At 28.3% G+C, this 14014-nt stretch carries 15 protein-coding genes and 1 riboswitch; of the genes, 1 reads left to right on the top strand and 14 read right to left on the bottom strand.

Going from position 1 to position 14014, the window contains the following annotated elements; all coding sequences use genetic code 11:
• Positions 1 to 774, bottom strand: coding sequence for an ABC transporter ATP-binding protein (locus tag K5V21_RS14620; protein WP_221861907.1), 774 nt, complete (start codon positions 772 to 774; stop codon positions 1 to 3).
• Positions 775 to 976: 202 nt separating this feature from the next.
• Here K5V21_RS14620 and K5V21_RS14625 point away from each other — a divergent pair, with 202 nt between their 5' ends.
• Positions 977 to 1627, top strand: coding sequence for a hypothetical protein (locus tag K5V21_RS14625; protein WP_221861908.1), 651 nt, complete (start codon positions 977 to 979; stop codon positions 1625 to 1627).
• Positions 1628 to 1870: 243 nt separating this feature from the next.
• On the opposite strand, the gene K5V21_RS19565 is transcribed toward K5V21_RS14625, so the two are convergent.
• From K5V21_RS19565 to sdaAB, 13 genes are all read right to left on the bottom strand, one after another.
• Complete coding sequence (locus K5V21_RS19565) at positions 1871 to 1993, bottom strand: hypothetical protein (RefSeq protein WP_280637809.1); 123 nt, start codon at positions 1991 to 1993, stop codon at positions 1871 to 1873.
• Between the two features lie 121 nt (positions 1994 to 2114).
• Positions 2115 to 3164 (bottom strand): sulfite reductase subunit C, encoded by a 1050-nt coding sequence (gene asrC, locus K5V21_RS14630; protein WP_221861909.1) that lies wholly within the window; start codon positions 3162 to 3164, stop codon positions 2115 to 2117.
• Positions 3165 to 3177: 13 nt separating this feature from the next.
• Positions 3178 to 3972 (bottom strand): anaerobic sulfite reductase subunit AsrB, encoded by a 795-nt coding sequence (gene asrB / locus K5V21_RS14635; protein ID WP_221861910.1) that lies wholly within the window; start codon positions 3970 to 3972, stop codon positions 3178 to 3180.
• Positions 3965 to 5005, bottom strand: a complete 1041-nt coding sequence (asrA, locus tag K5V21_RS14640) for an anaerobic sulfite reductase subunit AsrA (protein WP_221861911.1) — start codon at positions 5003 to 5005, stop codon at positions 3965 to 3967. The genes asrB and asrA overlap by 8 nt, the downstream gene beginning before the upstream one ends.
• A gap of 200 nt (positions 5006 to 5205) precedes the next feature.
• Positions 5206 to 5913, bottom strand: coding sequence for a nitrite reductase (locus K5V21_RS14645; protein ID WP_221861912.1), 708 nt, complete (start codon positions 5911 to 5913; stop codon positions 5206 to 5208).
• Between the two features lie 226 nt (positions 5914 to 6139).
• Positions 6140 to 8506 (bottom strand): PAS domain-containing sensor histidine kinase, encoded by a 2367-nt coding sequence (locus K5V21_RS14650; RefSeq protein WP_221861913.1) that lies wholly within the window; start codon positions 8504 to 8506, stop codon positions 6140 to 6142.
• A gap of 164 nt (positions 8507 to 8670) precedes the next feature.
• Complete coding sequence (locus K5V21_RS14655; RefSeq protein ID WP_221861914.1) at positions 8671 to 9192, bottom strand: hypothetical protein; 522 nt, start codon at positions 9190 to 9192, stop codon at positions 8671 to 8673.
• 55 nt (positions 9193 to 9247) lie between these two features.
• A complete protein-coding gene (thiE, locus tag K5V21_RS14660; protein ID WP_221861915.1) occupies positions 9248 to 9868 on the bottom strand; it encodes a thiamine phosphate synthase in 621 nt (206 codons plus the stop codon).
• Positions 9855 to 10679: a hydroxyethylthiazole kinase gene (thiM, locus tag K5V21_RS14665; protein ID WP_221861916.1), complete on the bottom strand. Its 825-nt coding sequence runs from the start codon at positions 10677 to 10679 to the stop codon at positions 9855 to 9857. The genes thiE and thiM overlap by 14 nt, the downstream gene beginning before the upstream one ends.
• Before the next feature lie 55 nt (positions 10680 to 10734).
• Positions 10735 to 11541, bottom strand: coding sequence for a bifunctional hydroxymethylpyrimidine kinase/phosphomethylpyrimidine kinase (gene thiD / locus K5V21_RS14670; protein ID WP_221861917.1), 807 nt, complete (start codon positions 11539 to 11541; stop codon positions 10735 to 10737).
• A 17-nt stretch (positions 11542 to 11558) separates the two neighbouring features.
• A complete protein-coding gene (gene thiW, locus K5V21_RS14675; RefSeq protein WP_221861918.1) occupies positions 11559 to 12092 on the bottom strand; it encodes an energy coupling factor transporter S component ThiW in 534 nt (177 codons plus the stop codon).
• A gap of 83 nt (positions 12093 to 12175) precedes the next feature.
• Positions 12176 to 12287, bottom strand: a riboswitch (TPP riboswitch).
• Positions 12288 to 12387: 100 nt separating this feature from the next.
• A complete protein-coding gene (gene sdaAA / locus K5V21_RS14680; protein ID WP_221861919.1) occupies positions 12388 to 13266 on the bottom strand; it encodes an L-serine ammonia-lyase, iron-sulfur-dependent, subunit alpha in 879 nt (292 codons plus the stop codon).
• Entirely contained in the window at positions 13266 to 13949 is a 684-nt protein-coding gene (gene sdaAB, locus K5V21_RS14685; protein WP_221861920.1) for an L-serine ammonia-lyase, iron-sulfur-dependent subunit beta, read from the bottom strand. The genes sdaAA and sdaAB overlap by 1 nt, the downstream gene beginning before the upstream one ends.
• Positions 13950 to 14014 lie beyond the last annotated feature (65 nt).

A 14014-nucleotide genomic window follows, 5' to 3' on the forward strand; every position in this document is an offset into this window, starting at 1 on the left:
TTACTCCTCCCCATGCTTTATAGTAGTATCCATATTTGCTACTACATCTAAAATTTCTTTATAGAATTCATCTTGAGTTGATTTCTTCTTCAACTCATTAAAGATTTTCCCATCTCTAATAAATAAAATTCTATTACAATAACTTGCACTATAAGCATCATGAGTAACCATTAATATAGATACTCCTTGCTCTTTATTTAAGTTTGTCATTGCTTCAAGCATACTTGTTGCATTTTTAGAATCAAGTGCTCCTGTTGGCTCATCTCCTAATATAATTGCTGGATTATGTACGAGTGCTCTTGCAGCAGCAGTACGTTGTTTTTGTCCACCTGACACCTCTGTTGGATATTTTTTTAGTATTTCTAAAATATCTAAAGTTTTTGCAACTTCATTTACTCTCTTTCCAATCTTCTTTGATGACATTCCTTGAAGATATAGTGGCAACGCTATATTTTCATAAAGTGATAAGTTCTCCAAAAGATTAAAATCTTGGAATATAAATCCTAAATTTTGTGATCTAAAGTCTGATAATGCATCTGATTTCATATGAGTTATATCAGTTCCATCAATTTTAACTACCCCACTTGTTGGACTATCTAATGTAGATAAAATATTCAAAAGAGTTGTCTTACCTGAACCAGATGGTCCCATTATTCCAACAAACTCTCCTTTTTCCACTGAAATCGAAATACCATTTAAAGCATAAAATTTATTATCATTTGTTTTTCCATATACCTTTTTTAAATCTCTTACGTCAACTACAGGTTTCCCCATTTTAACGCCTCCTTTTTTCATTCTTGTTTCTATATCATGTTATCACCTTCACTTTTTATTACATATTGATTAATCTTTCACTTATCTTACAATTTTGTAATCATTCTCTTTACATGAAGTTTATTCCGTAATTTAAGTTAATTTGAAATGACTAAAATCTTATCTTATAACAAAAACTAACATTAAGATTGGAGTGATTTTATTGACAGATAAATTTATTAAAATAAATGATAGTATGATTTATGAGCTTTCCTCTATGCTTTCGAAGGAATTTTCCTCGTCTCCTGTTGTTAGCTATATATTTCCTAATGAATATGATAAAAATATAGTTCTTCCTCTTATTTTTGATAGACTCCTTAAACTCTATAAAGATATTGGAGTTACATATGTAACATCAATTGATATGGAAGGTACTTTTTCTTTAGTTAATTTTGATAAAGAAAATAGACTTTATTATGAATCTTTAATTACCTCTATACCTAACATACTAAGAGCTACTTTAAATATTGATATAGCTGAGACAATAAGTAGATTAATTAAAGCAAAGGATACTTTACTTAAAGTAAAAGATTATATTAATTTTAAAAATAGTTATATATTTATATCTAGTATTGCTTCATCTAATAGAGATAATAAAGATATATTTTTAAAAGATATGTTAAATTATCTAGTTAAGGAATCCTATGATAAACAGACTCCGCTTATTGTTGAGACTGAAACTGAAGAAATGGTTAACTTATACAAAAGCTATGGATTTAAACTTTCTAGGAACTTCACAATAGATAATACTGATATCAATATTTTTTTACTTACTTATAATCCTAAAAAGACTAAAGAAAATAATATATATTAATTCTAAAATAAGATAAGAGGTAAAACCCCTCTTATCTTATTTGCTATGTATTCTTTTTGATGTAATATCTTTTATTACCTTCAAAATAATTTTCTAATATTCCGAAATCTGCTCTTAATTATTTATGATCTTTACAACTAATCACTTAACCATATTTATCCTATCAAATCTTTATTTTAAACTATAAAAAAAAGACCATATTATTAAAATATAGTCTAAATTATGCTTTAATTTATTGCCCAATTATTGATTTTTCTTTATATATATTTTTAATGCCTTAATAAATAAAATAAGTGCATATATCCCAACTCCCCATACTATTATCATTATTACTAATGGTATTAACGAAAAAATCATAGTATTCATAAAAATCTCCCCCTCTTTTAATTCTTCCTTTAGTTTTGATTTTACCACTTAAAGTAATATTAGTATATTAATTCATAAAAAAAGCTGTACTACATATGTAATACAGCCTAATATAATAAAATTATTCTCTAATTTCTCTATTTGTATCTATAGTCTTATGTTGGCTAATTGGTTTAACATTAAAGTTTGATCTATATTCTGTTTCTGCCCAGAATATATTATCAGCAACTAAAGCTTCTGGATTTAACTCTACTCCATCTAGAATTATCTCCTTAAACTTATGGTATCCTGCTCTATCTATTAAATGTCCACCATGCAAGTATTCTGGCTTGTAGTCTAAAGCCCATGCAGAGAACTTTTGCCAGTTACCAAATATACCAAGTACAACTTCTTCAGTTGCAAAGTTTATAAATGTCTTACCCATTCTTGGAGTTTGCTTTCCTGTTCTTCCTCCAATAACTATTCTATAGAATTTTTCTGACTTTCTAGTCCACGCACTTGCTGGACATGCAAGAACACATTCTCCGCAACCAACACAACAACAAGGATCTTTATCTACAGTACCGTTCTTATTCATACTTAATACTCTAGTTGCATGATGTTCACATGCTCTAACACAAGCTCCACATCCAATACATCTTTCTGGATGATATTCCATTCTAGCTTGTCCTATAACACCAAAATCTTGGAAATGTCCTTTACCACAGTCATTTGGGCATCCTGATACTGAAACCTTTATATGATAATGTGAAGGGAATACTAGCTTTTCAATCTTTGTAGCTAACTCTTTTGTATTAACATTTGCTTTTATACAATGACTATTTCCAATACATGCCATAATGTTTCTAGCACCTATAGTTGGGTAACCATTTTTATCAATTTCCATGTCACAATTACATTCATCTACTTCAACTTCTTTTAAATAATTTTCAATGAATGCATTTACATCTTCTATATTTTCATATTTTATTCCTGGTATATTAAAAGTTTGTCTCATACCAACATGGAAAGTTCCATTTCCCCATGTTTCTGCTATCTCTTGAACAGTAGTTAAATATTTAGCGTTTACTGTCCCTCCTGGAATACGCATTTGAAGCATGAATTCTCCTGGAACTTTAGATTGACGATAACAGTTAATTCTTACTTTTTTAATATCTATATCATGATTCATATATAACACTCCTCTAATCTAATAATGTTTTTGCTTTAGTATAATTAAATACAGGTCCTTCAAGACAAACATAAGTTTCATCTATTCTACAATGTCCACATTTCCCAACTGCACATGACATCTTTCTTTCAAATGATACCCATATTTTTTCTTCAGGAACTCCAAGTTTTAAGAATTCTAATGCTGTAAAGTGCATCATTATTGGAGGTCCAACTATAATAACTTCATAGTTATCATCAAATCTATCAAGTGGAAGTTTTTCTAAATGAGTTGTAACAAGTCCAGTCTCCCATCCTTCTTTAACGCCTGAATCTAAAGTATAGATTGTATTAAATGTTTCTTTCCACAAATCTAATTCACTCTTAAATAATATTCCACTTTCATTTTTAAATCCAAATATTAAATTTAAGCTCTTAACGTAATTTGGAGTATTATAGAACTTATTTATCATACTCCTAACAGGTGCTACCCCTGTACCACCAGCAACTATAACTATATTTTTATCCTTAAACTTTTCTACTGGCCAACCTATACCATAAGCTCCTCTTAGGAATAAAGTATCTCCTGGTTGCAAGTTAAAGATAGCATCTGTTACCTTGCCTACTGAACGTATTGTAAAATCTAAATATCCATCTCCAAATCCGCTAACTGATATCGGAGCTTCTCCAATCTTAGGTATTGATAATTGTAAAAATTGTCCATGTTCTGGAACAATATCAGTTTCTACTCTAAATGTATATTCTGAATTACTTTCTTTGTTTATGCTAATAATTCTACATGGTTTTGGTGTTAATACATTATTACTCATTATCATTACCTCCACAAATTTCATTAACTGCTTTTGTAACTTTATTTATCGTTGCTGTAATTGAGATATTTTCAGGACATCTATCTGTACATCTTCCACAACCCACACACATATGGTTGTCTCCAAACTTTTCTTTATAATCATGAATCTTATGAAGTACTTTATATCTCATTTTGTCACCTAAAGTATTTCTAAATTTATGTCCTCCAGCCATTTCATCAAATCCATCTATATGACATGAAGCTTGTACTCTTCTTCTTTCTCCAACATTTGCATTTTCATTGTATACAATATCTTTAGTTGTAAAACATGTACACGTACTACAAGCTAATGTACAGCTTCCACAACCTATACATCTCTTGTTATATTCTTCCCACATTGGATGTCTCTTTAGTTTTTCAATAACTTCTTTATCTTTTATTTCTGGTAATTTTACTTTTGCTTTATTTTCTTTTATAAACTCAAGTATAAATTCTTCTTCTTTTTTATCTTTAAAGTAATCTTTAAATTCTTCATCATTTACATTAAATAAAATAGCATCTTCTAAAAATCTAACTGCTAAGCTATAATTATCTGTTTTATTACTTCCCATAGTTGTACAGAAACATGTATCCCATCCTTCAATACATTCCATACATACGAATCTAACTTTATCTCTTACTCTCTTATAAAACACATCTTCGAAATTGCCATTTTCAAGATATATTTTATCTTGTCTTTCTTGAGCATTAATATCACAAGGTCTTGCAAATATTAATATTTTTTTATTATGTGGATTTTTACTTTCTCTAAATTCATCTTCTGTAAAATAGTATAAAGTTTGATTTATTGGTGTTATTACTTCTTTTACAGGATATGTAGACTTTTCCTTATAAACTATCTCTTCTACTGAATTAACTTCTGCGTAACGAATTATATCAGTATCTGAATACCTTCCTTGCTTTTCAAATCTTTTTGGTGCATAAATCTTGTACTCTTTTTTTAATTCTTCAAACAAATCATTAACTTCTTGAAATTCTAACTTGTATCCCATATTTTTCCCTCCGAACTATCTTATTTAATCTAAACACACAATTGTCTTTTTTTTGACAATCTTATACTTTGATAATACTACTGTGATACTTATAATTCCAATCCTTATTTTTTATAATAATAATAAGTAAAAACCTATTATAGAATTTAAAAAAACTATCAAATTCTTCAATCTAAAAATTTGATAGTTTTATATATTCTCTATTTAATTATTTCACTTTCAACTTCCTCAATGCCAATTCTATCTATAACTTCTGCAAATCTTTCCTTTGTCCTTGCGTTTTTTTCATAGTAGCTTATTACTTTTTCTACTACTTCAATTAATTCATTTTCTTTAAATCTTTTTTCCATAGGTATAGCTAATCTAGCTTGTCTTCCAAGTCTACCACCTAAAAATATCTTATATTCTACTTCTAAGTTTGATAAATTTCTAACTGGAAGTATTGATAAATCATTACTTTGAGCCTTTCCATAACTATTTACACATCCAAATACTCCAATTTTAAATTTACCTGGAAGTATTCTTCCAAAGAATCTATCCTCAATTTCAATAGCAAGTTTATTTGTATCTGTCAATCCATGTGTACAAACAGACCCTTTACATGCAATTACAGCTCTAACAGTATCCCCTCCTCCTCCAATTCTAAGTTTCTTTTCTTTTGATTCTTTAATAACATTATCTATATCTTCTTTCTTTATATACGGAATCTCTAAAGTTAATCTACTTGTAAGACTAAGCTCTCCATTTCCGTACTTCTTAGATAAATTTGCTAGTTCTATCATTTCATCAGATTTAAAATATCCAACTTTACTTAAAAACCTTATAGTAAAATACCCATCTTGCTTTTGAGCTATTATTCCTTTTGCTTTAAGTGATTTTTTTTCTTCAGCTGTTAAATTATTACTCATATTAACTTATCCTCCATAATACTATACTTCTTAACTTAATTATACAACCCGAATTAATATAAGTGATATATAGTTTTTTTATATTATTAATAGGTTTTACTTATATTTTTATGCAAATAAATTCCTATATATTATAATAAAATTATTTATAAGCTATCATAAATACAAATAAAGTTAGGTAAATTTAGTTTTTACCTAACTTCATTTAATACTTATATATAAACTATTAATATAGCTCATATATATCTGATAATTCTAATTCAACTTTTTGCATATCTGAGTTAAAAGAATGTATTATTGAAACCTCTTCATTATCTAATTTAACATTAGGTAAAAATATATTAAATGTAGTTCCTTTGTTGACTTCACTCTCTACTAATATATTTCCATTATGTATTTCAACTAATGACTTAACAATACTAAGTCCAATGCCACTTCCTTCAGTATTTCTGTTTAATGATTTATCAACTTGTACAAATCTTTTAAAAATAAGATTTTTCATAGTTTCTGGAATTCCTCTTCCCTCATCTCTTACCTTTATATCTACCCAATCATCATTTGATGTTATATTTACAAAAATAGTTTTATTATCCTCAGTAAATTTTATAGCATTAGAAAGTAAATTTAACATTATTCTTTCTATTTTTTCTGCATCACACTTTATTATTAATTCTTCAACATCTGTATCAAAAATTATATTTATATTTTTTATCTTAGCATATGATAATACAGATAAAGTAACATTTTCAACAAGCTCTACTATATTTAAATTTACAAATTCGCCCTCAACTGATCCAACCTCAAACTTTGTAATATCAATAAGATTATTAACAAGTCTAAGCATTCTATAACAGTTCAATTTTAATACTTTTTTATATTTTATATAGTACTCCTTAAAAGCATTTACATCGCTATTTTCCACTCCATCAAGTAGCTGTAAAGTTGAATATATTATATTTATTGGAGTTCTTAATTCATGTGATAAATTTGCAAAGAATTCATTTTTAGACTTCTCATATGCCTTTATTTCATTATACTTATAGTTTAATTTATCATATTTATTTTTTTGAGTTAAATCCTTAGAAATTATTATATTCTTTACATCTAACTCATTATCTTCACTTATATTTCTACATATAGACTGAAGCTCTATCTCATTATCTCTAGAATCAATTCCTATGCAATTAAACCTTCTATTTACCTCTTTAAATATATTATCTTTATCATATGAATAAACCAATTCACTATAATTTTTATTTATTAAGTCACTATACCTATATTTAAAAGTTCTTATTGCAGCTTTATTTGCATATTCTATAGAACCATCAGCAGATAATCCAATGATAATATCTTGTATATTATCATTTATTGTTCTTAAAAGTTCTTCTTTCTTTCTTAATTCTTCTGTTAATTTATATTCTTTAGTTATATCATTAAAGGATATAAAAAAATATATTTCTTTATTATATGCAATTTGTTTTATATACAATTCCATAACTTTATCTAGTTCTTTTAATATAACATTCCCTTTCCAGAACCCAATATCTGCTATATCTTTATATACATCAGTAAAGTTAAATTCTTCTACATCATCTGCATATTTACAAAATATTTTATTTAATTCTTTATATTGAGCTTCTACCTCACTTTCACTACAATAATTATTTATTATTGCTTTATTTGCATAAGCTACGTTCCACTCACTATCAAATAATAAAATATTATTTGTATAATCAAACTCTGTTATATAATAAAATATATTTAATTCATTTTCTAATCTTTTGTTTCTATTTATTTCTTTTATTATTTCTATAAACAATCCAGATATAATTACTATATTTGATATAATAGTTAAATAATTTAGTGCATAATAATTTTGTTGAATAAAATGTATGCTTGGATATCTAGCAGAATATAAAAAATATACACCTCTTAAAATCAATAAACACATACTTGCAATTACACATGTATATACTATCTCAACTTCTTTTAAACTTTTCTTAACCAACAATATGTTCGATATGATATATCCTATTATTATCATTATTATTATAATAGATATAATAATATTTAAATAATCTAATGTTTCATCACTTATAAGTAGCTTACTTATTTTAATATCTAATATTGAAAATATAATAGTTAATATAGATACTTCTATACTAGTTTTTATTTTATTATCTATAGAAAAAGTTTTCTTTTCACTTATCACTTTAGTTAAAATAAATAATCTAAATGTAGGATTCAATACCTGAATAAAGGAATCATTAATCACATTACTATTTAAATTCATTAATGAACTTATAAATAAATTTAAATATAACAATGATATTAAAAAGAAGTTATCCTTTTTATTACTAAAATAATATATTAGTGAACTTATATATGCCATAATTCCAAGCATTAAATTTAAGTTTACTACTCCATATGGATATATTACTTCCTTATTAATTAAAACCTCTCTTTTATATAATAAATCTTTAGATATAAATATAGATATTATTACACCTACAATAAAAATTATAGTCAAAGTCCCTCTTATAATATTCTTCTCTCTCGATAAATTTCTCTCTCTATTAGCTAAATTCAGCATTTTTCCCCTCCCCACTAAATCAATTATATAATAACATCTTTTTTGGCTAATTTGTATCTTTTTGTAAATTTTTTATTAATTTAACCTTATTCTTTTCAGAGATAACTATCAAGTAAGTAAAAAACAGGATTACTAAGAATCCTGTTTTTTTGATTATTTTTATACTATTTATTTATATCTCTTATTATAGATTTTAAACTTTCAATTTCTTTAGTAAGGGATTCTATATTACCTTTTAAAATATTAATTTCTGTATCATAATTAGTATTTTGTCTTATTCCCCCATGATCAGCTGCATTGTCAGGTGTTGGATTTGCTTCACAAAAAGGATTTCCTACATTTTTATTTTTTCTCTTATAGTATCTTCCCGGTCCATTTTGAAAATATTGTTGCTGAGCACTATATGTTAGAATTACCTGTCCTATTAATTCAAACCAATTTCCTATGGCATTTTGAACGTTAAAAGGCATCTCTCCTGCCATAATTTGTCCCATTATATCACCAATCAGAACAAATAACTGAGGATGTAAATCTTGAAATCCACCTGGTATATCTTCGCATCTTTCGTCTGGATCAAAATTTTCTGCATTATCTCTATTATTGCAGTTATTATATCCAAAATTAAAACCAAACTGTTTCATAAATTCGTTAAATTCATTAAAATCATTCATACCGTTAGATTTCATTTATATCCCCTTAAAAATAGTGCTTCAATTATTATATTATTCTTATGATATAATCTTATTCCTCTAGCATGTTTTTAAATTTGTTAATACTTTCTTTTATATTATCTGAATTTAATATTGCTGTTATAACAGCTACTCCATCTAATAAATCTTTTAATTCATTAGTTATATTATCTGTATTTATTCCTCCAATTCCGTATATAGGAAGATTTATATTATCTTTTATTTCTTTAAGGTCACTTATGCTTAAAACACTTGTATCTTTAGTACTTGTACTATATATAGCCCCGCACCCTAAATAATCTGCTCCATTATCTAAAGCTTTTTTGCTCTCTTCTAGTGTCTTAGTAGATACTCCTATTATTTTATCTGCTCCAAGTAAATTTCTAGCTAAACTGCACTCCATATCATCTTGCCCTACATGTACTCCATCTGCATCAATTGCCATAGCTACATCTACTCTATCATTTACTAAAAATATGGCATTATACCTTTTGCAAAGATTACACAACTTCTCTGCTCTATCACACATTAATTTAGTTGAAATATCTTTATCTCTATATTGGATAAGCTTTACACCTGCTTTTAAAGCTTCTTCTGTTTTTTCTAATAACTCCTCAAAATGTATTCTATAATCTGTCACTAAATATATTTTTTTGTCACTAAAATTCTTCATAAGTTATCTTTCCTCTTTCTATTATATCTTCATCTTTCAAACAAGATATTTTATCTAATGTTTTATGTTTAAATGAAATTATTCCTTCCCCTTCATTATTTTCCATAGCTATTTCCCCAGAAATATTCATTGTAAGAACTGCTTTAGCTACTCCAAATATAGTGTTATCACCTAGGTTTTTACCACATTCTACTGCAAACATTCCACCAAGCATACATCCTGTTCCTGTAACTAATGAAAGCTCTGATACTCCATTATCTATTGTAATTTCTCTTTTTCCATCTGTAATATAATCTACTTTTCCTGTTATAACTATAATGCAATTATTATTTCTTGCATATGTTCTTAAAGTACTTCTCAAGTTGTCTGTAAATTCTCCATCATCTAGTGAGTCTATGCCTATAAAATTACTCTTAACACCTATAAGGCTCTTTATTTCAGTTAAATTTCCTTTAATTAAGCTTACACCAACATCTAGAATATTTCTAACTACCGTCTTTCTAAGCTCTGTAACATGTACACCAACAGGATCCAATACTACAGGAATATTCTTTTCTTTTGCTACTTGTGTTCCTAATACCATACTATTGCCCTTTTCATATCCCATTGTTCCAATATTTATATGCAGGCAGTTTGATATAGCTACCCCTTCTCTTATTTCTTTTAAATCATCAATCATCATTGGCTTACCACCATATGAAAGTATAGTTTGTGCTACATCATTCATAGTAACATTATTAGTTATTGAATCTACAAGTGGGCTTTCTACCACATATCTATTAGCTCTCTTTAAAATCTCTCTTATTTCCATAACACTACTCCCTACTAATATTATTTAATTACCTAAAATATATTTTTAATAAATCCTATTTTTCTATACCTGCTTCTTTATATAACTCATAAAAATGATGTGTTGGCCCAACACCCTTCCCAAGTTCTATTCCATGTTCTATTGCAACTGTTATATATCTCTTAGCCTCTCTTACTGCCTCTTCTATAGTCATACCCTTTGCAATATTTGCAGCTATAGCTGATGATAACGTACATCCTGTACCATGTGTGTTTTTACTATCTATTCTTTCTTGTTTTAAATAAATAAACTTTTCTCCATCATATAAAAGATCTGTTGCATCATCTTCTAAATGTCCACCCTTTACCAAAACGGCCTTAGGTCCAAGATTTTTCAAATTAATTGCAGCTTCCTTCATATCATCTAAAGTTTTTATTTCTACTCCAAGTATTTCTTCTGCTTCTGGAAGATTTGGCGTTATAAGCGTAGCTATAGGGAATAGTTCTTTAATTAGTGTATCCTTAGCATCTTCTGATAAAAGTTTAAATCCACTTTTTGATACCATAACTGGATCAACTACAACTGATGGAAGATTATTTATTTCTCTTAAAGTTTCACCTATTATCCTTATTGATTCTTTTTTTGATACCATTCCAATTTTTATAGCATCTACTCTTATATCATCAAATATTACTTTTATTTGATCTCTTATCATATCTTCATTTATATCTTGAATTCCAAATACACCTTGGGTATTTTGCGCTGTAATTGCTGTAATTACGCTCATTCCAAATACTCCATTTGCCGAAAAAGATTTTAAGTCTGCCTGTATTCCTGCACCTCCTGAACAATCTGATCCTGCAATTGATAATGCTCTATACATGTATATCATCCTTTCAATTAATAATTTTTTTCTACTTGCTTATTTAATCCTTCATCATAGACTCCAAGTACACTTTTAATAGCTGGAACACTTATAAACATATAAGCTATAATAGCTCCCACTATACAACTTGAAGAAAATGGTACTATATATAAAAATAATGATGATTCTTTTCCAAGAATTAATGAAGCAACTGGATAAGCAAGTATAGCTCCCAAAATCCCTGTTCCAATAACTTCTCCAATTACAGCTCCTAAAGAACTTTTAAACTTTTTATAAATAAGCCCTGCGAGTAATGCTCCTATCATACTTCCTGGAAAAGCAAGTAAACTGCCTGTCCCTAAAATATTTCTAAGAAGAGATGCTACAAAAGCATTTCCTACCGCAAATGCTGGCCCAAGAGTTATTCCAGAAATAACGTTTATAAAATGCTGTACTGGTGAGACCTTCGCACCTAAAATAGGTATTGAGAAAGTTCCTAAAATAGTTGCTATTCCTATTAAAAGTCCACTTAAAGCTAGTTTGTAGGTTAGATTACTTTTCCTATTCATAAAATTTCCCCCTTTATACATGATTTTAAGTAATAAAAAAAGAGTATAACCTCATAAGGCTATACTCTATCTATCAATATAAAAATTCATAAACAATGCTATCCCTACGATGGTACTAACCATATCAGGTAATAAGGGTTTAGAAATTAAAATTTCAATCTCAGCTAAAAACTTATAGCTCCCCTAGCTCTATATTCTATTTACTTTTCTATTTTAATTCTATAACAAAAAATTTTTAAAGTCTACACTAACTTAAAACTTAATAAAATTATATATAGTCTACTTTACTTCTTTTCTAATTATCACCGAAAACTTTTTTCTTAAGTTCAAGTCCAGTTTTAGTTATTGCAACTCCACCCATTGCTGTTTCTCTAAGTGATGGTGGTAATTGCTTACCTACTTTATACATAGCTGAAACTGTATCATCAAATGGGATTTTTGATTCAACTCCTGCCATTACTAAATCTGCTGTACAAAGTGCACTTACAGCACCTGCTGCATTTCTTTTAGCACATGGAATTTCAACAAGTCCAGCAACTGGATCACAAACTAATCCTAAAATATTTTTTATAACAATTGCTGCTGCATCTAAGCTCATCTTTGGAGTTCCACCCATCATTTCAACTATTGCCGCTGATCCCATAGCTGCTGCTGATCCACATTCAGCTTGACATCCACCTTCTGCACCTGAAACCGTTGCATTCATTGCAATTATTGTACCAACTGCAGCTGATGCAAAAAGAGCCATAACAAGTTCATCTTCAGTCTTATCAAGCTTTGCTCCTGCTGATAATATAACTGCTGGAAGTATTCCACATGAACCAGCTGTTGGACATGCTACTATTCTTCCCATTGAAGCATTTACTTCCGATGATGATAATGCCATTGCCATTGCCATAACTGTTGTAGTGCCAGTTAAAGTTTCGCCTTTTTTTAGATACTCATTTAGCTTATATCCATCGCCTCCAATAAGACCACTTACTGAATAGACTTCTTTTTCCATTCCTTCTGTAGCTGAATCAATCATAACCTTTAAAGTAGTTCTCATTCTATTTATTACTTCTTCTCTAGTTGATCCTGACTTCTCCATTTCCATTTCTATTGCATATTCACTTAAAGATATTCCTCTTTGACTGCATATTCTTAAAAGATCTTCTCCACTTCTTGCAACCATTATTCTTCACCTTCCTTTACAGGATTTATCATAATTACTCTAGTTATATGTTCAATTGTTTTTAGTTTTTCTATTGTATTACTATCTAGACTATGGTCTAATTCAAATACCATATTAGCTCCTTGGCCTCTTTGTCTTCTAAATACACTCATAAATGCAATATTTATACCTTCATCATAAAGAATACTTGTAACTTTAGATACAACTCCTGGCACATCTCTTTGAGCTATTATAAGCGTTGGATAATCTCCTGTAAACTCAACTTTATTTCCGTTAACTTCAGTTATTTTAATACTTCCTCCGCCTATTGATGATCCAATAACTTCTCTTCTTTCACCACTTTTTGTTATCATATCAAATTTAACTGTATTTGGATGAACATCCCCAAGATCTGTTTCAGCAAAAGCAAATTTTAATCCCTTCTCTTTAGCTATTTCAAGAGAATTTCTAAGTCTTTTATCACTTGGTTCCATTCCAAGAATACCTGCAACTAATGCTCTATCTGTACCATGTCCTTTATATGTTTTTGCAAATGACCCATGTAAGTAAAACGTTACTTTTACAACCTCATCACCTGCCACTGCCCTTGCAACTTTTCCAAGTCTTGCAGCACCAGCTGTATGTGAACTTGAAGGCCCAATCATTATTGGTCCTAAAATATCAAAAACACCTACATTATTCATACTTCTCACCTTATCCTATGCGTAAATTTTATATTTTTTATATTTATAGTTTAATCTATTAATAT

Source organism: Clostridium sardiniense (genome assembly GCF_019753795.1).
Classification (GTDB): Bacteria; Bacillota; Clostridia; order Clostridiales; family Clostridiaceae; genus Clostridium; species Clostridium sardiniense.

Bases quoted from the DNA above. Each gene is read 5' to 3' on its own strand.
- K5V21_RS14620 (WP_221861907.1), bottom strand. From the start codon at position 774: ATGGGGAAACCTGTAGTTGACGTAAGAGATTTAAAAAAGGTATATGGA.
- K5V21_RS19565 (WP_280637809.1), bottom strand. From the start codon at position 1,993: ATGAATACTATGATTTTTTCGTTAATACCATTAGTAATAATGATAATA.
- asrC (WP_221861909.1), bottom strand. From the start codon at position 3,164: ATGAATCATGATATAGATATTAAAAAAGTAAGAATTAACTGTTATCGT.
- asrB (WP_221861910.1), bottom strand. From the start codon at position 3,972: ATGAGTAATAATGTATTAACACCAAAACCATGTAGAATTATTAGCATA.
- asrA (WP_221861911.1), bottom strand. From the start codon at position 5,005: ATGGGATACAAGTTAGAATTTCAAGAAGTTAATGATTTGTTTGAAGAA.
- K5V21_RS14645 (WP_221861912.1), bottom strand. From the start codon at position 5,913: ATGAGTAATAATTTAACAGCTGAAGAAAAAAAATCACTTAAAGCAAAA.
- K5V21_RS14650 (WP_221861913.1), bottom strand. From the start codon at position 8,506: ATGCTGAATTTAGCTAATAGAGAGAGAAATTTATCGAGAGAGAAGAAT.
- K5V21_RS14655 (WP_221861914.1), bottom strand. From the start codon at position 9,192: ATGAAATCTAACGGTATGAATGATTTTAATGAATTTAACGAATTTATG.
- thiE (WP_221861915.1), bottom strand. From the start codon at position 9,868: ATGAAGAATTTTAGTGACAAAAAAATATATTTAGTGACAGATTATAGA.
- thiM (WP_221861916.1), bottom strand. From the start codon at position 10,679: ATGGAAATAAGAGAGATTTTAAAGAGAGCTAATAGATATGTGGTAGAA.
- thiD (WP_221861917.1), bottom strand. From the start codon at position 11,541: ATGTATAGAGCATTATCAATTGCAGGATCAGATTGTTCAGGAGGTGCA.
- thiW (WP_221861918.1), bottom strand. From the start codon at position 12,092: ATGAATAGGAAAAGTAATCTAACCTACAAACTAGCTTTAAGTGGACTT.
- sdaAA (WP_221861919.1), bottom strand. From the start codon at position 13,266: ATGGTTGCAAGAAGTGGAGAAGATCTTTTAAGAATATGCAGTCAAAGA.
- sdaAB (WP_221861920.1), bottom strand. From the start codon at position 13,949: ATGAATAATGTAGGTGTTTTTGATATTTTAGGACCAATAATGATTGGG.